We start from the raw sequence: 21247 nt of genomic DNA on the forward strand, positions 1-21247 counted from the left end.
TCCGGGCCGAGCCTGTTCAAGCTCTCCCGCTTGCGGAAGAGGTCGCCGCGTAGCGGCGGGTGAGGGCTTTCTCCTCGTGGGGGTTCTCGATTGCGGAGACACCCCCACCCCAGCCCTCCCCGCAGGCGGGAGAGGGAGCGCACCTCCGTCCTCCCAACAGCAGCTTTCATCAAGCTCAGGCGTGCTGCGGCGGAGCGAGCGTCTGGGCCTGCGCCGTGTGCGGATCGGCCAGCGGCATCGCGCCATGGCCGTCGCCTGCGGGAACGAAGCTCGCCGCCATGGTCTGGTTGAGCAGCATCGCGGCTGCCATCGCCGCCCCGTCCTGGATGAGGACGTTGTTGCCGCTGCCGCCATCGAGGGTGTCTTGGCCCAGGCCGCCGATGAGCACATCGTCACCCGCGCCGCCCGTCAACGTGTCGTTTCCGGAGCCGCCGATCAGCACGTCGTCGCCGTTGCCGCCATTGGCGACGAGCTGGATGCCACCGTGCAGGCCGGAGGCCGTGATGACGTCGTCCCCGTCGAGGCCATTGATGACGACCCTGTCGCCCGCGCCGGCATCGGTGATGTTGATGTCCTGGCCTAGCCCGGACACCGTGATGATGCCGTCGTGCTCGGTCACGGTGATGACGTCACTGCCAGCGGTTCCGTTGATGGTGACGGTATCTGCGGCGCCATCGTTGGCGCCGAGGTCGAGATTGACCTGGTTCACCCCGGTGCCGGAGAGATCATTGACGGTGACGTTGTCGGCGCCGCCGAGCGCGTTGAAGTCGATGTGCTCGACGCCATTGAGGTCCATCGCGATGGCGGCAACGTCGCGGGAAAACAGCACGCTTCCGCCGTTGGCCGAGATGTTGATATTCTCGTTGATGTTGGCGCCGTTGAACAGCAGCGTATCGGTGCCCTTGCCGCCTTCGAAGGTGTCGCTGCCGTCGCCGGGGTTCCAGACGAAGGTGTCGTCGCCGGCGCCGAGATTGGCGACGTCGTTGCCGCGGCCGCCATTCACGATATCGTTCCCGGCGCTACCGGTGATGGCATCGTTACCGTCGCCGCCGTTGATGTTGAGACTGACGAGCTGGCCGGCCTTGACCGCGGATGCATCGATCACATCGTTGCCGGCGCCGCCGTTGACGGCGAGTACGTCGCCCGCATCGGCGTGCGCGATCGTGACCTGCGCCGCCAAGCCGTTGACGATGAGCGATCCGCCGGAGGTGACGACCTTGATGTTGTCGTCGCCGGCGCTGCCATTTACCGTGACGCGGTTTGCCGCGCCGTCGCCGCTCTGGCTGCCGGGACCGCCGCTGAGGTCGATCGCAACCTGAGTGATACCGGTACCGGTGAGGTCGCCGACATTGATGTTGTCGGCGCCGCCGGCGGCGGCGATCTGCACACGCTCGATTCCGTTGAGATCCATGGTGATGGCGCCGACGTCGCGGGTCAAGCGCGCGGCTTCCGTTTGCCGAGATCGACATGTTCTCGGCCGCATTGGAGCCGTTGAACACCAGCGTATCCGTTCCGGTGCCGCCTTCGACGCTGTCGCTGCCATCGCCGGGATTCCACGTGAAGGTGTCGTCGCCTGCACCGAGCAGGGCCACGTCGTTACCGCGGCCGCCGGTGACCTTGTCGTTGCCGTCACCGCCGATCAGGGTGTCGGCACCCTGGCTGCCGGTGATGGTGTCGTTGCCCGCGCCGCCGTCGATGGTCAGACCGATCACCGCAGCGAGCGTGGATGCATCGATAACGTCGTTGCCGCCGAGCGCCTGGATGACCAGCCGATCGCTGGCGGCCTCCGCATTTGCGATTGTCACGACTTCCGGCAGGCCCGTCACCGTGACCGTGGTGCCGACTGCAGTAACCTGGATCTGCTGATTGCCGTTGGTCCCGTTGACGGTCACCGTATCGGCCGCGCCGTCGCCCTGCGTACCGCCGGGAAAGGCACCGAGATCGACCAGGATCTGCTTGACGCCGGTGCCGGTGAGATCGCCGACGGTGACGTTGTCGGCGCCACCGCGCGCATCGAATTCGATCTGCTCGATGCTGTTGAGGTCCATCGTGATGTTGGCGACATCGCGGGTGAAGCGCACCTGCCGCCATCGGCCGTGATATTGATGTTTTCGTTGATATTGGCCCCGTTGAACAGGAGCTTGTCGTTGCCCGATCCGCCTTCCACGGTGTCGCTGCCGTCGCCGGGATTCCAGATGAAGGTGTCGTCGCCGCTCCCGAGCTGGGCGACGTCGTTGCCGCGCCCGCCGTTGACGATATCGTTGCCGGAGCCGCCGATCAGGAGATCGTTGCCGTCGCCGCCGGTGATTGTGTCGTTACCGGCGCCGCCGTCGAGCGTCAACGAAATCAGGCTGCCGAGCCCGTTCCCTGCGGTGATGACATCATCGCCGCCGCCGGCGTGCAGCACGAGATTCTCCGTCGTGCCGATGTCGAGCGAAAATGACGCAGCGCCCGTCCCGTCGAACCGTACGCGGCTGCCGTTCGCCGTGATCGTGAATGTCTCGGAAGCATTGCTTCCGTTGATTTGCGCGGTGTCGTTGCCGTCGCCGCCCTCGACAACGTTGCTGCCGCCGCCGGGATTCCAGATCATAAGGTCGTTGCCGGCTTCCCCGAACAGCTGGTTGTTGCCGCTGCCGCCGTCCAGCGTGTCGTTGCCCGCACCGCCGAACAGCAGATCGTTGCCGCCGCCGCCCTTGATCACATCGTCACCGGCCTGACCGAACAGCAAATCGTTACCCGATCCTCCCGTGATTTTGTCATTGCCGTCACCGCCGAAGATGTTCACCGCGGGCATCGGACCGTGGCCTTCGTCGACGGTGATCGTGTCGTCGCCGCCTTGCCCGAAGATGTCGATCCCGTTGGTGTTGGCAATTGTGGGATCGCCACCGATCGTTTTCACGTGCCCGTTGTTGATGAGAATGCGGCCGGACTGGTCACGGCCGATCACGAGGCCGTTATTGGCGCTGTCGCCGAAAATCGTCAGCTGTCCCGTAACCGGGGAAAAAACAGAGGTAAAAGACATTCCAATATCCTTCAATCGATCTAGCCCCTCCTCTCGATGCCTAGCAGCCGCCAACACAACAATCTTGAAGCGTTGCTTGAGACGCGCGTGATTATTCTGGAGATTTCCTCCAGATTTGCGGCAGGCCGTTTCGGCGATCAGCGGAAGTGACGGCTCGCACATTGCGCGGCGCGGCGGCGGGGCAGCTTTGGACCAGCATGCCGGGCCCAACGAAATTGCCCGTGTGGTCTCGACGCGTTTGGTATTAAGCTCGGCGGCGGAATTGGCGTCCGCCTATCGCAGACGATCCCGTACCAGCGTCGAGAGCGATCCGCATTTCCGGCTCCATGGATATCCACACAAGGAAGATTTGAGGAAGGTCCCACATGTCGTTACCCGAACCGATCAAGTTCACCGACGGCGCGGCTTACGAGCGCTTCATGGCGCCCTGGAGCCGATCGGCCGGGACGCTGTTCCTCGACTGGCTGGCGCCACGCCCGGGACTGGCCTGGGTGGATGTCGGTGCCGGCAATGGCGCGTTCACCGAGCTGCTGCTTGCGAAGTCCGCCCCTCATCCGTTTGCGCGATCGATCCGTCCGACGCGCAGATTGCGACTGCACGCCAGAAGATATCGGCAAAGCAGGTCGAGCTTTCGATTGGCGATGCGATGGCGCTTCCCTACGACGCCGACCGTTTCGACGCCGCAGTGATGGCGCTGGTGCTGTTCTTCGTCCCCGAGCCGCGCAAAGGCGCCTCGGAAATGGTCCGGGTCACCAAGTCCGGCGGCATGGTCGCATCCTACACCCGGGACATCTTGCGGGGCGGCACGCCCACCGAGCCTTTGTGGGAAGAGATGGACGCCGTGGGCAAACCGGCTGCGCGCCCGCCGAGTGCGGACATATCTCGCTTCGAAGCGCTGAAGGCGCTTTGGGCTGAGCTCGGTCTCCGCGACATCGAAACCCGCGAGCTGGTCGTCGAACGGACATTCGCCGACTTCGACGACTACTGGCTGTCCATGGTCGTCAGCAGCCCGAGCGGCGTGCTGGGAAAGCTTTCGGACGCCGAGAGCGCGGAGCTGAAGCGCCGATTACAGGCGCGACTGCCGGCGAGCGCCACCGGTGAAATCACCGTTCATGCGAGCGCGACTGCGATCAAAGGACGAAAGGCCGCTTGATGGTCGGGGCGAGCATCCGCAGCTGGTCGCGTTGAGAGCCGCAACCGGCAACGGCGCGAAGGCCGAGGACGCGTTACGTCGCCGCCTTCTTCTTCGCCTTCGGCTTCAGCGGCTTCGGAGCGACCGGCGGCTCCGGCGTACCCTCGATCGCGGACAGGCGTCCGGACGTAAACGTGTAAATGCCCGCGCGCGGCCCCGTGGTCCAGGTCACCACCGCCACGCGACGGCCGGCGGCATCACTGGAGAGATTGACGGTCGAGGGCGCGCCGATGCCGCGCACCACGTCGCATTCGGTGTGGCCGAGCGCGACCGTGCCGCCCATCGGGGCGGGCGCCGTGGTCGAGGCATTGGCGTCGGCAGGTCCAGGCGGCGCCATGCCGGGGCAAGCACCGTCGGCGCTGACGAGATCCTCAGCGCCAACCGGCTTGTTGGGCGTCAGCGGCGGCGCTTCGATCGAGATATTCTTGATGAACAGGCGGCTCGGCTTGTTGAACCATTCGGCGTCTTTTGCAGAGGCCAGCAGATCGGTCCCGCCCGAGCAGCCCGCGAGCAGCGGCGCGACAGCAGCCAACGCAACTATGAGCGACTTTGGAAGCTTTTGATGTCGCACGATGAACCAAATTCCCCACGTCAAGGAGCACCCCTAAGCGATTGTCCCAACATCACTTTGCGGCACGAAGGTGGCCGAAACCAGTCTGCCCGGGAAACTCCAAATTATCATTAATTGCGAACGGCCGCTAATTCCGCCGCTGCCATCGGCCCCGTTCGTCCGCCTGCCAATAGGTGACCTCAAATCCGCGCGTCTTGCAATCCGTCCAGGTGCTGCGGGCCGCCGCGAGCGCATCCGGATCGTCGCCATTGAACAGCAACACCATGCGCTCATAGGCCTCCGCGTCCTGCGGCAAGGCGGCGCTGTCGACCAGGAAGCGGACATTGGCGCCGTTGGGATTGCCCTCCTCGATCACCAGCACGATCGGCTGCTCGGCCACATCGTTCACGCGCCATGTCGCGTGCGGCAGGAAGGAATCGTCGCGATAGGTCCATAAATGCGCGTCGAGCGCATCGGCGCGCTCCGGCGAGGTCGACTGCACCACGACGCGCCAGCCGCGCTCGATCGATTTCTCGAGAAGCGGCGGCAAGACGTTCTCAACCGTCATGTTTTGCAGATGGTAAAACAGCACTTCCGTCATTTGTGCTCGTAATGATCTGCCACCAGCCGATCGAGCAGCCGGACACCGTAGCCCGAACCCCAGCTCTGGTTGATGTCGGTCTTCGGCGCGCCCATCGCGGTGCCGGCGATGTCGAGATGAGCCCAAGGCGTGCCGTCGACAAAGCGCTGCAGGAACTGCGCCGCGGTGATCGAGCCGCCGTGTCGGCCGCCGGTGTTCTTCATGTCGGCGAACTGGGAATCGATCAGCTTGTCGTATTCGGGGCCGAGCGGCAGGCGCCAGACCTTCTCGCCGCTCTCGATGCCGGCCGCGAGCAGGCGCTCGGCGAGCTCGTCATTGTTCGAGAACATGCCGGCATGATCAGTGCCGAGCGCGACCACGATCGCGCCGGTGAGCGTTGCCAGATCCACCATGAACTTCGGCTTGGTCTTCTTGGCCACGTACCAGAGCACGTCGGCCAGCACGAGGCGGCCCTCCGCGTCGGTGTTGATGATCTCGATGGTCTGGCCCGACATCGAGGTGACGATGTCGCCCGGCCGCTGCGCATTGCCGTCGGGCATGTTCTCGACGAGGCCGATGGCGCCGACCACATTGAGCTTGGCTTTGCGCGCCGCGAGCGCATGCATCAGGCCGACGACGCAGGCCGCACCGCCCATGTCGCCCTTCATGTCCTCCATGCTGCCAGCCGGCTTGATCGAAATGCCGCCGGTGTCGAAGCAGACGCCCTTGCCGACGAAGGCGACGGGCGCCTCGCCCTTTTTGGCCCCGTCCCAGCGCATGATCACGGTACGGCTCGGCCGCGCCGAGCCCTGACCGACGCCGAGCAGCGCGCCCATGCCGAGCTTCTGCATCGCCTTGACGTCGAGCACCTCGATCTTGACGCCGAGCTTGCGCAGCAGCCCTGCGCGGCGCGCGAACTCCTCGGGGAAGAGCACGTTCGGCGGCTCGTTGACGAGATCGCGTGCGATGATGACGCCGTCGACGACCGCGCTGGCCGAGGCAAAGGCCTTCTTCGCCGCGGCCACATCGCCGACAGCCAGCGAGACGTCGGCGCGGAGTTCGCCTTCCTCGCCGTCCTTCTTTTTGGTCTTGTAGCGATCGAACTTGTAGGCGCGCAGCCGCAGGCCGGAGGCGATCGCAACCGCCTGCTCGCTGCTCATGGCGCCCGTCGCGAGTTCCGCCATGATGGTCATGGCAGCGGTTCCCGTCTTGAGCTTGCTGGCGGCCATGCCGCCGAATTTCAGGAAGTCGTTGCCCTTGAGGCCTGATGCCTTACCGGTCCCGATCACGATCAGGCGCTCGGCCTTCAGACCCTCGGGCGCCAGGATGTCCACGGCGGCGCCGGTTTTACCCTTGAATGAGGCAGCGGCGGCCGCCCGCTTCACGAGTTCGAGTGTCGCGCCGAGCGCCTTGGCCGTTGCCGGACCAACCTTCAGAGCGTCGTCACAGAACACGATCAGGATGCCACGGGCGGCACTGGCCAACGGGACGAAGCCGACCTTGATGGCATCGGACATGGGTAACTCCTCGAAAACATGGGGTATCTTGCCATCAAGGGGGCCGGCCGAGAGCCGGATCTGAACGGCGATTCACTCATCTACCGCCACTATGGGCCAGAGCCACGGTCGATGCCAAGCACCGCCCGTGGCGGCCACGCCACAGCGATGGAAATATTAACCATATATTGAGGGCGCCATGGGTCAGCCATTTTGTTGACGGATCAAAGGGATGGTAGTGAGAAAGTGAGCCTCCGGAAGAGCTGCCTGGCCGACCTTGGGGATCCCCAGTCAGGGGATTGGTTGGACAGACGGAATTCCGGCGCGCGCGTTGGGGCTTTGGTGGGATTCGTGCGGTAGCGCATGGGGTCAATCGACAGGTATATTTTCCGCACGACGCTGGCGTCGTTTGCGCTCGTCCTGGTCAGCCTCACCGGCGTGATCTGGATTACGCAGGCGTTGCGCGGCATCGACCTGATGACGAGCCAGGGTCAGACCATCCTGACCTTCCTCGGCATCACCAGCCTCGTGATCCCGGCGCTGATCCTGATCATCTCGCCGATCGCGCTGATGATCGCGATCTCGCACACGCTGAACAAGCTCGCGACCGATTCCGAAATCATCGTGATGAATGCCGCCGGCTTCTCGCCGTTCCGGCTGTTCTATCCGTTCTTCTACGCGACCTGCGTGGTGGCGCTGCTGGTCGCCTTCATCTCGGCCTATCTGGCGCCTGACGGCATGCGGCGGATCAAGCAATGGGATGCCGAGATCACCGCCGACGTGCTCACCAACATCCTGCAGCCCGGCCGCTTTGCCCAGCTCGACAAGAATCTCACGATCCGGATCCGCGAGCGGCAGCCCGGCGGCATTCTCGCCGGCATCTTCATCGACGACCGCCGCGATCCCAATGAGCGCGTCTCAATCGTCGCCGAGCACGGCGAAGTCGTGAAGAACGACAACGGTTCATTCCTGGTGCTCAAGGACGGCAATCTCCAGCGCTTCGAGGCCGGCAAGCGCGATCCGGCGCTGGTGGCCTTCGGCCGCTACGGCTTCGACATGTCGAAGTTCTCCAACCAGGGCCACGACGTCACCCTCGGCATTCGTGAACGCTATCTCTGGGAGCTGTTCTCACCGTCCCAGGACGATCCCGTCTACCAGGCGGTTCCCGGTCAGTTCTGGTCCGAGCTGCATGACCGCCTGATGGCGCCGCTCTATCCGTTCGCGTTTGCGGCGCTGACCTTCGCCTTCCTCGGCGCGCCGCGCACCACGCGCCAAAGCCGCAATTTCTCGATCGGCGGCTCGGTGCTCGCGGTGTTCGGGCTGCGCATGGCCGGATTTGCCTGCTCGGTGATGGCGGTGAAGTCGCCGTTCGCCGCCGCCGTGCAATATGCGATGCTGATCGCTGCGATCGGCGCCGGCATGTGGATGATCGTCGGCGGTGTCGTGGTCGAGCCGCCTGCCGGCCTGATGGAGGCCATCAACAGATCAAACGCGCGTATCGCGCGGTTGTTCAGGCGGCCGGCCGCCGCATGAGCATGCTCACCAACACGCTCGGGCGCTATTTCGCCGGCCGCTTCGTGGTCGCCGCACTCGGCGTGTTCGCGAGCATTTTCCTGCTGCTGGTGCTGGTCGACTATATCGAGATGGTGCGCAAGACCTCAGGGCTGGCGTCGGCGTCCGCGATCATGGTGGCCGAGACCTCGCTGTTCCGGGTGCCGCAGCTGCTGGAGAAGCTGACGCCGTTCTGCATGCTGATCGGCGCCATGACCTGCTATCTCGCGCTCTCCCGCCGGCTCGAACTCGTGGTGGCGCGCGCCGCCGGCATCTCGGCCTGGCAGTTCATCTCGCCCGCGCTCGGCAGCGCGCTCCTGATCGGCGTGATCGCCACCGTCGCCTACAATCCGATGTCGGCGATCTGCGCGAGCTCTCCAAGCGCATGGAAGCGGAGCTGTTCGGCTCGGCACCCGGCGGCGGCATCCAGGACGCCTCGGGCTTCTGGCTCAATCAGGTGACCAGCGACGGCCAGACCATCATCAACGCGGCGCGCAGCGAGCAGCAGGGCGTCCGGCTGACAGGGCTCACGCTGTTCCGGTTTGACACAGAGCAGCACTTCAAGGAGCGAGTGGAGGCGCGCGAGGCGACGCTCGATGCCGGCCATTGGCTGTTCAAGGGCGTGCGCCGCTTCTCGCTCGATGCCCCGCCGGTCGACCAGGCCAGCCTCGAGATTCCGACGACGTTGACCGAAGCACAGGTCCGCAACAGCTTTTCCACACCCGAGACTGTGTCCTTTTGGCAACTACCGAGCTACATCCGCTCATCGGAGAGCTCGGGGTTCGCGACAGCCGGATATCGACTCCAGTATCACAAGCTGCTGGCACAGCCGTTTTTGCTCGCCGCCATGGTGATGCTCGCGGCTTCCGTGTCGCTGCGCTTCTTCCGGATGGGCGGCGTACAGAAGATGGTTTTGAGTGGCGTGGGCGCAGGCTTTCTGCTCTACGTCCTGTCGAAAGTGACTGAAGACTTGAGCAAGGCTGAGTTGATGCATCCGATCGCTGCGGCGTGGTTGCCCGTGGTGGTGGGCGGCCTCACCGGCTTTTTGGCCTTGCTGTATCAGGAGGACGGATAGTGACGGCCGTCCGCCGAGGACACGTATCTGGTTTTGCGTCGCGCACCCCCGTGCGCGCGAAGGGATACGGCTTGTCTGTCCGCAGGCTTCTGCTCGCCCTGATCGCGACCGTGTCGCTCGCCGGCATGATCGATCTTGCCGCGGTGACGCCGTCTGCCGCCCAGAGCTACACCTACAATCCGCGGCCGCCGCGTCCGACCCCGCCCAAGGCCGCCAATGACGGGCAGATGCTCGTGCAGGCGACCGAGGTCGATTACGACTACAACAATTCGCGCGTCTCCGCGGTCGGCAACGTCCAGCTGTTCTACAACGGCACCAGCGTAGAGGCCGACCGGGTCATCTACGACCAGAAGACCAAGCGGCTTCACGCCGAAGGCAACATCCGCATGACGGATGCCGACGGCAAGATCACCTACGCCGAGATCCTGGACCTTTCCGACGATTACCGGGACGGCTTCGTCGATTCGCTGCGCGTGGACACCGCCGACCAGACCCGCATGGCCGCGACCCGCGCCGACCGCTCTAGCGGCAACTACACGGTGTTCGAGAACGGCGTCTACACGGCCTGCGCACCGTGTAAGGACGATCCGAAGAAGCCCCCGCTCTGGCAGGTCAAGGGTGCCCGCATCATCCACGACCAGCAGGAGAAGATGCTGTATTTCGAGACGGCGCAGCTCGAATTTTTCGGCGTGCCGCTCGCCTATATGCCCTATTTCTCGACGCCCGACCCGACCGTGAAGCGCAAGACCGGTTTCCTGATGCCGGGCTTCACCTCCTACACGGCGTTCGGCTACGGCGTCGAAGTCCCGTTCTACTGGGCGATTGCACCCGACATGGACGCGACCTTCAGCCCGCGCATCACCTCCAAGCAGGGCGTGCTGTTCCAGGCCGAGTTCCGCCAGCGCCTGATGGACGGCGCCTACCAGGTCCGCGTCTACGGCATCGACCAGCTCAACCCCGGCAATTTCGCCGGCCAGCCGGGCGACCGTCAGTTCCGCGGCGGCATCGAGACCAAGGGCCAGTTCGCGCTCAACGACAAATGGGTCTGGGGCTGGGACGGCGTCCTGCTCTCCGATTATTATTTCATGTCGGACTATCGCCTGTCGGCCTACCGCGATCCGCTCGGCTCGTTCCTGAACCTGCCGACGGATGCGCTGTCGCAGCTCTATCTGACCGGCGTCGGCAACCGCAGCTTCTTCGACGCGCGGACGATGTACTGGACGAGCTTCTCGGGTAACCAGCAGCAGGTCCCGGTCGTCTATCCCGTGATCGACTACTCGAACGTGATCAACTATCCGATCTTCGGCGGCGAGGTCTCCTACAAGACCAACTTCGTCAATCTGACGCGTAACGACGCGGTGTTCGATCCGATCACGACGGCGGCCAACACCAACGGCCTGTGCACGACCACCTCGGCCGATCCGCTCGCGCGCACGCCGTCGCAGTGCCTGCTGCGCGGCTTCCCCGGCACCTACACCCGCCTGACGGCGGAGGCGCAGTGGCGCAAGTCCTTCACCGATCCGTTCGGCGAGATCTGGACGCCGTTCGCGATCCTGCGCGCCGACGCGATCAATTCAGACGTCTCCAACCAGCCGGGCGTGTCGAACTACCTGCCCGTCGGCGACACCCAGGCGTTCCGCCTGATGCCGACCGTCGGCCTCGAATATCGCTATCCCTTCATCAACGTTCAGCCCTGGGGCTCGACCACCATCGAGCCGATCGCGCAGATCATCATCCGCCCGAATGAGACCTATGCCGGCAAGCTTCCGAACGAGGATGCCCAGAGCATGGTGTTCGACACCTCGAACCTGTTCAGCGTCGACAAGTTCTCCGGCTACGACCGGGTCGAAGGCGGCGGCCGCGCCAATGTCGGCGTGCAGGCGACCACGCAGTTCGACAAGGGCGGCGCCGTCAAGGTGCTGTTCGGCCAGTCCTACCAACTGTTCGGCATGAACTCCTACGCGGTGCAGGACTCCATCAATACCGGCATCAATTCCGGCCTCGACAAGCCGCGTTCGGATTACGTGGCGAGCGCCGCTTATTCGCCGAACAGCACCTATACGTTCAGCGTCCGCTCCCGTATGGACGAGCAGACCTGGAACATCCAGCGCTTCGAGGCGGAAGGCCGCGCCAACTTCAATCGCTGGGCGGTCAGCGTGATGTACGGCAATTACGCGGCGCAGCCGGAACTCGGTTACCTGACCCGCCGCGAGGGCATCCTGACGACCGGCTCGATCAAGGTCGCGACCAATTGGGTGGTGACGGGTTCGGCGCGCTGGGATCTCGAGGCCAACAAGATCAACCAATATGTGCTCGGCGCCGGCTATGTCGACGATTGCTTCGTGCTGGCGGCGAACTATGTAACTTCGTATAGCTACTCCGCGGGCACAACACCGCCCGTGCTGAGTCACGCGTTCATGTTCCAGATCGGCCTGCGCACACTAGCGACCTCGACCGGGTCCAGCAGTTCCGCCGGTTACCAGTGAACCCGTCCAAAATGCCGGCCGCCTGTTCCCTATCGCGGAATCATTGCGGCTGACATGCGAGCGACAACCATGACGACCCGATGATGACCACCCGATTGCCTGTCTTCCGCCTCCCCCTCATCGCGCTGGGCGCCGTGCTGGCCTCCCTACTGGTTCTCGCCGGCGCACCTGCGCGCGCGCAGAACATCGTCGTCATGGTCAACGGCGATCCCATCACCGATTTCGACGTCGAGCAGCGCTCTAAGCTCGACCAGCTGACGACGCAGAAGACCCCGAGCCGGCAGGATGTCATCAACACCCTCATCGACGACAAGATCAAGCTCAAGGAAGGCAAGAAATACGGCGTCGATCCCGGCGTCTCCGACATCAACCAGTCCTACGAGGGCATGGCGCAGCGCATGCGCATCTCGCCCGATCAGCTCACCAAGTCGCTCGAGAGCAAGGGCGTGCGCCCCGAAACTCTCAAGAACCGCATGAGGTCCGAGATGGTCTGGACCAGCCTCGTTCGCGGCCGTTTCAAGGAGAAGCTGATGGTCGGTGAGAAGGATGTCGCCGACAAGGTGCGCGAAGGCGGCGACGAGAAGCTTCAGATCGAGGGGACCGAATACAAGATGCAGCCGATCGTGCTGATCGTGCCGCGCGGCTCCTCCCCGGCTTTCCAGGAGACGCGGATGAAGGAAGCCGAGCAATATCGCTCGCGTATCGGAAGCTGCGATGAAGCCAATTCGCTGTTCCGTTCGACGCCGAACGCCACCATCCGCGACAGCGTCACCAAGACCACCGCCGACCTGCCGGAGGCGCTGCGCAAGGTGCTCGACGACACCCCGATCGGCCACCTCACGGCACCCGAAGTGACCAGGTCCGGCATCGAGATGGTCGTGCTTTGCTCGCGCAAGCCGACCACGATCGATACGCCCAAAAAGCGCGAGATCCGCGAGAAGATGTATACGGAGAAGTACGAGAAGACCCAGAAGGCCTATCTCGACGAGCTCCGCAAAGCGGCGATGATCGAATATCGCAACCGCTGATGGCCGCTCCCGCAAAGCCCCTTGCACTGACGCTCGGAGAGCCCGCCGGCATCGGCCCCGACATCACCATTGCAGCCTGGCTCAGGCGCCGCGAGCTGGGCCTGCCCGCCTTCTATCTGCTCGGCGACGACGCGCTGATCGCGCAGCGCGCCAAAGCACTGGGCGCCGAGATCAGGATCGCCGCGGTGAGCCCAGGCGAAGCCGGGTCCGCCTTTGCCGACGCCCTGCCCGTGGTTGCGACCGGCGAGCGTGCGACCGCTGCGCCGGGCAAGCCCGACACGTCGAGTGCACCGGCCGCCCTTGCCTCGATTCGCCAGGCCGTCAGCGATATCCGTGCCGACCGCGCCAGCGCCGTCGTCACCAACCCGATCGCCAAGAGCGTGCTCTACCGCTCGGGCTTCCGTCATCCCGGCCACACCGAATTCCTCGCCGAGCTCGCAGCGACCGATACCGGCGTGCCGCAGCCGGTGATGATGCTGTGGTCGCCGCGGCTCGCCGTGGTGCCGGTGACGATCCATGTTTCCTTGCGGGAGGCCCTCACCCAGCTCACGAGCGAACTCATCGTCTCGACCGTGCGCATCGTCGCAACCGAGCTCACATCCCGCTTCGGCATTGCGCGGCCGCGGATCGCGATCTCCGGCCTCAATCCGCATGCCGGCGAGGACGGCTCGCTCGGCCATGAGGAGCAGACCGTGATCGCGCCGGCGCTCAAGGCGCTGCGCAATGACGGTATCGACGCCCGGGGACCGCTCCCCGCCGACACCATGTTCCACGAGGCCGCGCGAGACAGCTATGACTGCGCGGTCTGCATGTATCACGACCAGGCGCTGATCCCGATCAAGACGGTGGCGTTCGACGACGCCGTCAACGTCACGCTCGGGCTGCCCTTCATCCGCACCTCGCCCGATCACGGCACCGCCTTCGACATCGCCGGCACCGGCAAGGCCAATCCGGCGAGCCTGATCGCGGCGCTCAAGCTTGCCAGCCGCATGGCGGCTGCAAACAGCTGATGAGCGCGATCGACGACCTCCCTCCGCTTCGCGAGGTCATTCGCCAGCACGCTCTGTCGGCCCGCAAATCGCTCGGCCAGAACTTTCTGCTCGATCTCAATCTCACCGCGCGCATCGCGCGGGCGGCAGCGCCACTGGAAGACAGCACCATCGTCGAGATCGGCCCGGGCCCGGGCGGACTGACACGCGCGTTGCTCGCCCTCGGGGCCAAACGCGTCATCGCGATCGAGCATGACGAGCGCGCGATCCCGGCGCTGAATGATATTTCCGCGCGCTATCCCGGACGGCTCGAGATCGTGCATGGTGATGCCATGACCTTCGATCTGCGTCCGCTGCTTGGCGGAGAGGCCGCGAAGATCGTCGCCAATCTGCCCTACAACATCGCGACCCAGCTCCTGATCAACTGGCTCACCACCGAGCCCTGGCCGCCCTGGTACGACATGATGGTGCTGATGTTTCAGCGTGAGGTCGGCGAGCGCATCGTGGCGCGCGAGGACGAGGAGGCCTATGGCCGGCTCGGCGTGCTGGCCAACTGGCGCTGCGAGACGAAAATCCTGTTCGACATATCACCATCCGCCTTCGTGCCGCCGCCAAAGGTCACCTCCTCGATCGTGCGCCTGGTGCCGCGCGCGGAGCCTCTGCCGTGCGATCGCAAGATGCTCGAACAGGTCGCGGCCGCGGCCTTCGGCCAGCGCCGGAAAATGCTGCGCCAGAGCCTGAAATCGCTTCAACGGATCCTGCGCGGCTTGCGCTGGCGGCCGGCGTCGATGCGACGCGGCGTGCCGAGACCATTCCCATCTCCGGCTTTGTTGCCATGGCACGTGAATTGGCCGATATACGAGCCGAAACGTAAGAATGGAAATTCCGGAGGAAAGAAAATGGCGTTGATGCGTCGGCATTCGCTGGTCAAGTTCGATGCGCCCTTGTGCGAGACCATCGTCGATACGCCCAAGCCGCAGGGACGTGAGGTGCTGGTGCGCATCGAGCGCTGCGGCCTCTGCCATTCCGACCTGCACATCCAGGACGGTTATGCCGATCTCGGCGGCGGCAAGAAGCTCGATACCACGCGCGGCATGACGCTGCCCTTCACCCTCGGCCACGAGATCGCCGGCGTCGTCGACGAAGTCGGCCCCGACGTGCCGGCGGGTCTCGCCGGTTCGAAGAAGGCGGTGTTTCCCTGGATCGGCTGCGGCCAATGCCGCGACTGCAAGAACGGCGACGAGAACCTCTGCGCCAGGCAGCGCTTCCTCGGCGTGTCCATCGACGGCGGCTTCGCCACCCACGTGCTGGTGCCCGACGCAAAGTATCTGCTCGACTACGATCCGCTGCCCGTCAACCAGGCCGCGACGCTCATGTGCTCCGGCGTCACCGCCTATGGCGCGCTCAAGCGCCTGGTCGACCGTCCGCGTCAGCGCAATCTGCTGCTGATCGGTCTCGGAGGCGTCGGCATGATGGGCCTGTCGTTCGCGCAAGCCATGTTCAAGCAGCCGATCACGGTCGCCGATCTCTCGCCGGCCGCACGCGAGACCGCGCTGAAGAACGGCGCTGCCAATGCCTACGATCCCTCCGAACCCGACGTGATCAAGCGCATTCTGAAGGAGACCGACGGCGGCTTTGACGAGGTCGTCGATTTCGCCGGCAACGAGAAGTCGATGGCATTCGCGGTCGCAGTTGCCGCGCGAGGCGGCAAGGTCGTGGTCTCCGGCCTGATGGGCGGCCAGTTCACGCTGCCCATGGTGCAATGGGTCTACAAGCGGCTTACGGTCGAGGGTTTCATGGTCGGCACGCTTGCCGAGGCGCATGAACTGATGGCACTCGCCCGCGCCGGCAAGATCAAGCCGACGCCGATGCGCGAAGAGCCGATGGGCGATGTCCAGAAATGGATTGACGAGCTGCGCGCAGGCCACGTGGTTGGCCGCATCGTGCTGACGAACTGAGTGTCGATGCCGGCGGGAAACGCGCGCCTTCTCAGGAAGGCCGGCGCGTGGAACGGCTGCGGCTACACCGCGTTGGCAGCGCATGTCCATTCGCTGCATCGTTGAGAGCGCATTCTTCATCGCCTGGAGCTTCCTCGAGAAGAGCGGCGAGCTTGGCCTGCCCGACACGTCCGCGAACATCATTCTCGATGCGATCGAAACGCAGCTCAAAGCCGGCGAGCGCCGGCCGTTGATGCTCGCCAACCGCGCGATCGACACTTATCGCCACCAGATGGCCTTCAACCGCCTGTCGGCGGCGCGCGAAGCCCGCCGCGGCTAACTAGACCAGCGGCGTCAGGCGACGCCCTCGGACCCGCCGGCCTGGCGGCCGTGCGAGGGTGAAGGCCGGCGGTCCGTCGGGCAGAGCGCACGGGGCGCGCACCTTGCAGTGGCGTCGATAATCCAGTTCGTCCCCGCCTATGTTCACTCCTGGACAGAGCGCCCACTCGTTTTCGGAATTCCGCAGGTCTCCGGCCACGAACAGAGTTCGAGGGCATGGCGCCCCGCGTGCAACGCAGCACCCCTGCGCATTTGGAGCCAATTTTTCGATTTCCCGGAACCCCTTGTGTGCACTTTGGAACCGTCGGTTCCTGCAAGGAAACGTAGGGTCGCTCCGGTGCCGATTCCCGGCAGGTAAGAGAACGCGTGTGACCGGCCGGCCCAAGAACGAACTCCTTCAGAGGCTCAACGCCCACGATTTCGACCTGCTTGCTCCTCATTTGCAATCGGTCGATCTCACTGCGAACCACATCCTGCATCATGCCGGCGACAGTATCGCTGTCGTCCACTTCCCCTGCGGTCCCGCCTTCGTCTCGTTCGCGGTGCCGGTCGAGGACGATCGCGAGGTCGAAAGTCTGTTGGTTGGCCGCGAAGGTGCGGTCGGCGTTGCCGCCGAACGCGGCCCGTCGTTGGCCTATGCGCGGATCATCGTGAAGGTCGGCGGCACGGTGCTCCGCCTGCCGCTGCGTGCGCTCGAACAGGCGCAGCAGAGATCGACGAGCCTACAGGATCTATTTGCGCGCTACGCCGCCTGCCAGATCGCGCAACTGCTGCAGACTGCCGCCTGCAACGCCGCACATTCGATAGAGCAGCGCGCAGCAAAATGGATCATCGCGGCGCAGGAGCACATCGGCGGCGACGAGATCCCTCTCACGCACGAGCAACTCGCGGGCATGCTCGGCGTCTCCCGCAGCTATGCCAGCCGCGTCATCCAGATGCTAAAGGCAAGGCGCATCCTCGCAACGCGGCGCGGTGCCCTCCTGATCCTCGACGGACCGGCGCTTCAGGCCAGCGCCTGCGCCTGCAATGCTGCAGTGAAGAAACATTTTCGCGAAGTGCTGGGACCGCCCTGACGGCGCGGCCGATCCGCGGCCCGGCAACCCGCCAATGCGGAAGGCGACGAGCGATCACTCGATACGAGCGTGGGAGGGCTCTGCGCCCGCGAGACTCGGACGTTGGCCGATAGCTCGTCATCCGGCGAGCGGGACGGCTCGAAACAGTAGAGCCACGTCCTCCCATCACTTCGCTCTAGAACTTGGAACGCCGCGAACCAGCCGCGCGTTGGCCTCTCGTCAAGGCAACGATGGAGTCTGAATCGCATGACGAAGCCGCTGACAAAGGCGGTGCAGCCAGTTCCGGACGAGAACTCGAGCCACAAGGGCGCCGGTAGCGCGCCGACCGTTCCCGTCGACACGACAAAAGGCCACCGCGACGACGAAAAGCAGAACATTCGTGAGCAGGCAGCCCACGGCAATCTCCTCAGAACACCAGCAACCGGCGCATGGGATAGGCGCGGAAATCAGGGGGATCAAACGGGAGACACGAACTTGGTCACTCCAGGCAAATGGTACGATCCGATCTCAGAGCGATGGATCGCGCCGCGCGAACAACACTCCGCAGCACCATCCCCACATCCCAGCGAGAACCACGTCCTCGAGCTTGAGAGGAACGTCGAACTCCAGCGTATCTGGCGCGCGCTGGTCGATTGCTGCGCAAGCAAGTGATGCGCGGCCGCGGAACGCACCGCTCTCCGCGCCGTTATCGGCGCGCATGACCGATCCCACATCATCAGCCAGGCCCGTCGCAACCGCGCTGCGCTATCTTGCGATCCTCGCCGGCTGCGCCTGCCTGCTGCTCGCCGCAATCTGCTTCGCCATCGGGTGCCAGGTCTTCATCCAGACCGGAGTGTTCGCGCGATCCTACGCAACGGTGGGATTGATCAGCGGCGTGCTCGGACTTCTGGCGCTGAAGCTCGGGAGCGTGTGGAAGTAGCCGCTCCAGCTGTCGCTGCGAACCCAGCGAGGCAATCCAGAATCTTTCCGCGGCGGCAACACGCAATGACGCTCGGGAACCTGGATCGCGCGAAAGAAATAGCGCCGGCAAAAAGCCTGCATTCGCGGTGGAACGAACGCCGCGCAGGCCGATTCAAGCCACATCCTCTCCGGATTTGCGGCTCATTGCCACCTAAGTCTTTGTTGAGAAAGGGAAGGTAACGAGTTGCATGATGCGTAACCGGGAGACCAGAATGGGAAACCGCACGGCAAAGTTTGTATCCGCGCTGATCGGCAGTGTCATTGCCGGCGTGCCGTTGGCCGCTGTCTCGCAGAACGCGCCGAGCGCCCCCAGCGCGGCGAGCACGGCCAATGCCGCGAGCGACTGTCTCGCCTCCCCCAAGGGTGTCGCGCCGCAGGGTCAGCACTGGTTCTATCGGCTCGAGCGCGGGACCAAGCGGCAGTGCTGGTATTTGCGCGCCGAAGGCGCCAAGGCGACACAAAGCGCGCAGACGACGCAGAGCGCGCAGACGACGCAGAGCGCGCAGGCGGCGGCCGATACGCCGAATGCAGCTCCAGCCGCGCGGCAATCGGTGCAGAATGCGCATGCTGAATACGTCGCGCCGCAGACCGGTGCTGGAGCGAGCGCGCCGGCGCCGACCGCAGCCTCAACGCCGCAGGCTCCCGGCACCACCGATGCCAATACAGCGCAGCCCGCCGTCGCCACGCGTTGGCCCGATGCCACGCCCGCTTCGCCCGCGCCGCAGCCATCACCTGCAACGGCTGCCGAACCGGCAGCGGCATCCGCGCAACCGAGCACGACGCCGGCTGCGTCCCCGGTCCCGGTGAGGCCCGCTGCGGCAGACGCGCTCGCCGACAAGCCCACCGGATCGCTGCAGATGCTGCTGCTCGTCGTCGGCGGCGCGCTGGCGCTCGCCGGCCTCCTTGCCAGCCTGATTTATCGCTTCGCCGGTGGACGCGTGCGCGTCCCGACAGCCGATCGCCGCGTGAACTGGGATCATCGGCAGGATGACGACGGCAGCCGCGCGCCCTGGCATAGCGAGCCGGCGCCGCGCGTCGAACGGCCGCTTCCGGTGGACTTCGACGCCATGCGCGTGGAAGCGCCACAGATCGCCGCATTCTCCGACGCTATCGGCCGGATCGCTGCGCAGGGCCGCTCCGTTGGGGTGGCGACAGCAGAGCCTGACCGGACCGAAATCGACTATTTCGACGGCGAGTTCGAGATCGAGCCCCCGGCGCCTCAGCTTGCGGCCGACGACATCCACCAAGATAAGCCTGCCGAGCACGACGCGGACGCGCAAGACGAGCATGCGCGTGACCAAAATGGCGTCGAGATCGACATCATCACGGCGATGCTGGAGCGGCTGGTCAGCGAAGGGCCGCGGCTGACGCAGCCTGGCCCTGGAGCTGACCTTGCTAGCCTTGAAGCTGACCTTGCAGCCCTCGCACGAAGCTCACGAGGCCGGTCCGGCGCTCGCGCTTGAGGCGCTCGGCCTTCAAGATCGACTGCACCTCGGCGAAGGCGTCGTCAATATTGTGGTTGATGACGATGTAGTCGTATTCGGCCCAGTGGCTCATCTCGTGGCTGGCGCGGCTCATCCGCTTGCGGATCACCTCGTCGGAATCCTGCGCGCGCGAATGCAGCCGCTTCTCGAGATCGGTGGCCGACGGCGGCAGGATGAAGACGCTGACGACGTCCGCGCGCGCCTTTTCGCGCAGCTGCTGCGTGCCTTGCCAGTCGATGTCGAACAGCACGTCCTGCCCGGCCGATAGCGCGGCCTCGACGGGCGCACGTGGCGTGCCGTAGCTGTTGTCGAACACGGTGGCCCATTCCAGCAGCTCGTCGCCCTTCACCATGGCGTCGAACCTGGGCTTGTCGACGAACAAATAGTCGCGGCCATCGACCTCGCCGGGCCGCATCGACCGCGTCGTCGCCGACACCGACATCCGCAGGCCGGGCATGCGGTCGATCAGGAGACGCGACAGCGTCGTCTTGCCCGCGCCCGATGGCGAGGACAGCACGAACATCAGCCCGCGCCGCTCGACACCGTCAGTTCCGTGACCGCCCGTCGTCATCGATCACTCCAGATTCTGGACCTGCTCGCGGAATTGCTCGACCACGTTCTTCATGGCGAGCCCGGTGTTGGTCAGCTCGATGTCGTTCGACTTCGAGCAGCAGGTGTTGACCTCGCGGTGAAACTCCTGCGCCAGGAAATCGAGCTTGCGCCCGACCGGGCCGCCCTTGCCGATCAGCTCGCGCGCCTGAGCGATGTGGGAGGCGATGCGGTCGAGCTCCTCGCGGATGTCGGCCCTGGTCGCGATCAGGATCGCCTCCTGCATCAGACGGTCGGAATCGAAACGGTCTGACGTGTCCAGCAGCGCGGCGATCTGCTCGGCGAGCTTCGCCTTGATCGCCTCCGGCTTGCGCCCCGGCGCGGCTTCCGCCTTCTTCGCGAGTTGCTCGACCTCGTCGACCCGCTGGGTCAGGATCTGCCCGAGCGAGGTGCCCTCGCGCTTGCGCATCGTCACGAGGTCATCGAGCGCCTTGTCGAAGGCATCCGCCGCGGCGGCCCGCGCGGCCTTGTCCTCCTCCTCGTCGCCCTCGGGCTCGGCGACCTCAATGACACCCTTGATGGCCAGAAGTCCGTCAACGCTCGGCGCGACCGCGTCGACCTTGCCGGCGATGACGGCGGCGGCCTTCAGCACGGCGTTGAGCACGTCCTCATTGACCCGGACGGAGGCAGCGGCATTGGCGCGCTTGACGGTGAGATTGGCGTAAACCGTGCCGCGCGACAACAGCTCGCCGGCGCGCTTCTTGGCGTAGGCTTCGAGCTTGTCGAATCCCTGCGGCAGCCGCACCCGCAAGTCAAAGCCCTTGGCGTTGACCGACTTCAATTCCCATTCGAACGTATACGGCCCGCTTGCGCCGTGGCTTCGGGCAAAGCCGGTCATGGACGACAGCGCCATCAGGTCAAATTCTCCGGAGACAT

At 64.9% G+C, this 21247-nt stretch carries 17 protein-coding genes and 3 pseudogenes; 14 read left to right on the forward strand and 6 right to left on the reverse strand.

Features of this window, described 5'->3' with window-relative positions; translation table 11 throughout:
• Positions 1-175: 175 nt before the first annotated feature.
• A pseudogene (locus ACTGJ9_RS27360) lies at positions 176-3022 on the reverse strand (beta strand repeat-containing protein).
• A 365-nt stretch (positions 3023-3387) separates the two neighbouring features.
• On the opposite strand from ACTGJ9_RS27360, the gene ACTGJ9_RS27365 reads away from it, so the two are divergent.
• Both ACTGJ9_RS27365 and ACTGJ9_RS27370 read left to right on the forward strand, forming a co-directional pair.
• Positions 3388-3711, forward strand: a complete 324-nt coding sequence (locus ACTGJ9_RS27365) for a hypothetical protein (protein ID WP_456678778.1) — start codon at positions 3388-3390, stop codon at positions 3709-3711.
• The gene (locus ACTGJ9_RS27370) at positions 3609-4175 is read left to right on the forward strand and encodes a class I SAM-dependent methyltransferase (RefSeq protein WP_456678644.1); all 567 of its coding nucleotides are present in this window, start codon (positions 3609-3611) and stop codon (positions 4173-4175) included. Before ACTGJ9_RS27365 ends, ACTGJ9_RS27370 begins: the two co-directional genes overlap by 103 nt.
• Before the next feature lie 73 nt (positions 4176-4248).
• Here the strand turns inward: ACTGJ9_RS27370 and ACTGJ9_RS27375 are convergent, their stop codons facing one another.
• The 3 genes from ACTGJ9_RS27375 to ACTGJ9_RS27385 form a co-directional block, all read right to left on the reverse strand.
• Positions 4249-4746 (reverse strand): hypothetical protein, encoded by a 498-nt coding sequence (locus ACTGJ9_RS27375; RefSeq protein WP_456678645.1) that lies wholly within the window; start codon positions 4744-4746, stop codon positions 4249-4251.
• Positions 4747-4912: 166 nt separating this feature from the next.
• On the reverse strand, positions 4913-5365 hold the full coding sequence (locus tag ACTGJ9_RS27380; protein WP_456673616.1) for a DNA polymerase III subunit chi: 453 nt from the start codon (positions 5363-5365) through the stop codon (positions 4913-4915).
• The gene (locus ACTGJ9_RS27385; RefSeq protein ID WP_456673617.1) at positions 5362-6861 is read right to left on the reverse strand and encodes a leucyl aminopeptidase; all 1500 of its coding nucleotides are present in this window, start codon (positions 6859-6861) and stop codon (positions 5362-5364) included. The genes ACTGJ9_RS27380 and ACTGJ9_RS27385 overlap by 4 nt, the downstream gene beginning before the upstream one ends.
• A 342-nt stretch (positions 6862-7203) precedes the next feature.
• Between ACTGJ9_RS27385 and lptF the strand changes: the two genes are divergently transcribed.
• From lptF to ACTGJ9_RS27445, 12 genes and pseudogenes are all read left to right on the forward strand, one after another.
• Positions 7204-8373, forward strand: coding sequence for an LPS export ABC transporter permease LptF (lptF, locus tag ACTGJ9_RS27390; protein ID WP_456673618.1), 1170 nt, complete (start codon positions 7204-7206; stop codon positions 8371-8373).
• Positions 8370-9466, forward strand: a pseudogene (gene lptG, locus ACTGJ9_RS27395) (LPS export ABC transporter permease LptG). The gene lptF and the pseudogene lptG overlap by 4 nt, the downstream one beginning before the upstream one ends.
• The gene (locus tag ACTGJ9_RS27400) at positions 9466-11952 is read left to right on the forward strand and encodes an LPS-assembly protein LptD (protein WP_456673619.1); all 2487 of its coding nucleotides are present in this window, start codon (positions 9466-9468) and stop codon (positions 11950-11952) included. The pseudogene lptG and the gene ACTGJ9_RS27400 overlap by 1 nt, the downstream one beginning before the upstream one ends.
• Positions 11953-12035: 83 nt before the next feature.
• Entirely contained in the window at positions 12036-12980 is a 945-nt protein-coding gene (locus tag ACTGJ9_RS27405; protein ID WP_456678646.1) for a SurA N-terminal domain-containing protein, read from the forward strand.
• Complete coding sequence (pdxA, locus tag ACTGJ9_RS27410) at positions 12980-13990, forward strand: 4-hydroxythreonine-4-phosphate dehydrogenase PdxA (protein ID WP_456673620.1); 1011 nt, start codon at positions 12980-12982, stop codon at positions 13988-13990. The genes ACTGJ9_RS27405 and pdxA overlap by 1 nt, the downstream gene beginning before the upstream one ends.
• Positions 13990-14843: pseudogene (gene rsmA / locus ACTGJ9_RS27415) on the forward strand (16S rRNA (adenine(1518)-N(6)/adenine(1519)-N(6))-dimethyltransferase RsmA). Before pdxA ends, rsmA begins: the two are co-directional and overlap by 1 nt.
• A gap of 25 nt (positions 14844-14868) precedes the next feature.
• Positions 14869-15927 (forward strand): alcohol dehydrogenase, encoded by a 1059-nt coding sequence (locus ACTGJ9_RS27420; protein ID WP_456673621.1) that lies wholly within the window; start codon positions 14869-14871, stop codon positions 15925-15927.
• Positions 15928-16009: 82 nt separating this feature from the next.
• A complete protein-coding gene (locus ACTGJ9_RS27425) occupies positions 16010-16246 on the forward strand; it encodes a hypothetical protein (RefSeq protein ID WP_456673622.1) in 237 nt (78 codons plus the stop codon).
• A gap of 367 nt (positions 16247-16613) precedes the next feature.
• Complete coding sequence (locus ACTGJ9_RS27430; RefSeq protein ID WP_456673623.1) at positions 16614-17318, forward strand: Crp/Fnr family transcriptional regulator; 705 nt, start codon at positions 16614-16616, stop codon at positions 17316-17318.
• Between the two features lie 246 nt (positions 17319-17564).
• The gene (locus ACTGJ9_RS27435) at positions 17565-17969 is read left to right on the forward strand and encodes a hypothetical protein (protein WP_456673624.1); all 405 of its coding nucleotides are present in this window, start codon (positions 17565-17567) and stop codon (positions 17967-17969) included.
• 46 nt (positions 17970-18015) lie between these two features.
• Positions 18016-18237: a hypothetical protein gene (locus tag ACTGJ9_RS27440; RefSeq protein ID WP_456673625.1), complete on the forward strand. Its 222-nt coding sequence runs from the start codon at positions 18016-18018 to the stop codon at positions 18235-18237.
• 253 nt (positions 18238-18490) lie between these two features.
• Positions 18491-19741, forward strand: a complete 1251-nt coding sequence (locus ACTGJ9_RS27445; protein WP_456673626.1) for a hypothetical protein — start codon at positions 18491-18493, stop codon at positions 19739-19741.
• Here the strand turns inward: ACTGJ9_RS27445 and gmk are convergent.
• Both gmk and ACTGJ9_RS27455 read right to left on the reverse strand, forming a co-directional pair.
• On the reverse strand, positions 19674-20333 hold the full coding sequence (gmk, locus tag ACTGJ9_RS27450) for a guanylate kinase (RefSeq protein ID WP_456673627.1): 660 nt from the start codon (positions 20331-20333) through the stop codon (positions 19674-19676). The two genes, ACTGJ9_RS27445 and gmk, sit on opposite strands and share 68 nt — an antisense overlap.
• Before the next feature lie 3 nt (positions 20334-20336).
• Positions 20337-21224, reverse strand: coding sequence for a YicC/YloC family endoribonuclease (locus ACTGJ9_RS27455; RefSeq protein ID WP_456673628.1), 888 nt, complete (start codon positions 21222-21224; stop codon positions 20337-20339).
• Between the last annotated feature and the right edge of the window lie 23 nt (positions 21225-21247).

This window comes from Bradyrhizobium sp. RDM12 (assembly GCF_051917485.1).
In the GTDB taxonomy this organism is placed as follows: Bacteria; Pseudomonadota; Alphaproteobacteria; order Rhizobiales; family Xanthobacteraceae; genus Bradyrhizobium.

Coding starts and splice junctions, on each gene's coding strand:
- ACTGJ9_RS27385 (WP_456673617.1), bottom strand. CDS start 6,861: ATGTCCGATGCCATCAAGGTCGGCTTCGTCCCGTTGGCCAGTGCCGCC.
- ACTGJ9_RS27420 (WP_456673621.1), top strand. CDS start 14,869: ATGGCGTTGATGCGTCGGCATTCGCTGGTCAAGTTCGATGCGCCCTTG.
- lptF (WP_456673618.1), top strand. CDS start 7,204: ATGGGGTCAATCGACAGGTATATTTTCCGCACGACGCTGGCGTCGTTT.
- ACTGJ9_RS27435 (WP_456673624.1), top strand. CDS start 17,565: ATGACGAAGCCGCTGACAAAGGCGGTGCAGCCAGTTCCGGACGAGAAC.
- ACTGJ9_RS27380 (WP_456673616.1), bottom strand. CDS start 5,365: ATGACGGAAGTGCTGTTTTACCATCTGCAAAACATGACGGTTGAGAAC.
- ACTGJ9_RS27365 (WP_456678778.1), top strand. CDS start 3,388: ATGTCGTTACCCGAACCGATCAAGTTCACCGACGGCGCGGCTTACGAG.
- ACTGJ9_RS27445 (WP_456673626.1), top strand. CDS start 18,491: ATGGGAAACCGCACGGCAAAGTTTGTATCCGCGCTGATCGGCAGTGTC.
- ACTGJ9_RS27440 (WP_456673625.1), top strand. CDS start 18,016: ATGACCGATCCCACATCATCAGCCAGGCCCGTCGCAACCGCGCTGCGC.
- ACTGJ9_RS27405 (WP_456678646.1), top strand. CDS start 12,036: ATGACCACCCGATTGCCTGTCTTCCGCCTCCCCCTCATCGCGCTGGGC.
- ACTGJ9_RS27425 (WP_456673622.1), top strand. CDS start 16,010: ATGTCCATTCGCTGCATCGTTGAGAGCGCATTCTTCATCGCCTGGAGC.
- ACTGJ9_RS27455 (WP_456673628.1), bottom strand. CDS start 21,224: ATGGCGCTGTCGTCCATGACCGGCTTTGCCCGAAGCCACGGCGCAAGC.
- pdxA (WP_456673620.1), top strand. CDS start 12,980: ATGGCCGCTCCCGCAAAGCCCCTTGCACTGACGCTCGGAGAGCCCGCC.
- gmk (WP_456673627.1), bottom strand. CDS start 20,333: ATGACGACGGGCGGTCACGGAACTGACGGTGTCGAGCGGCGCGGGCTG.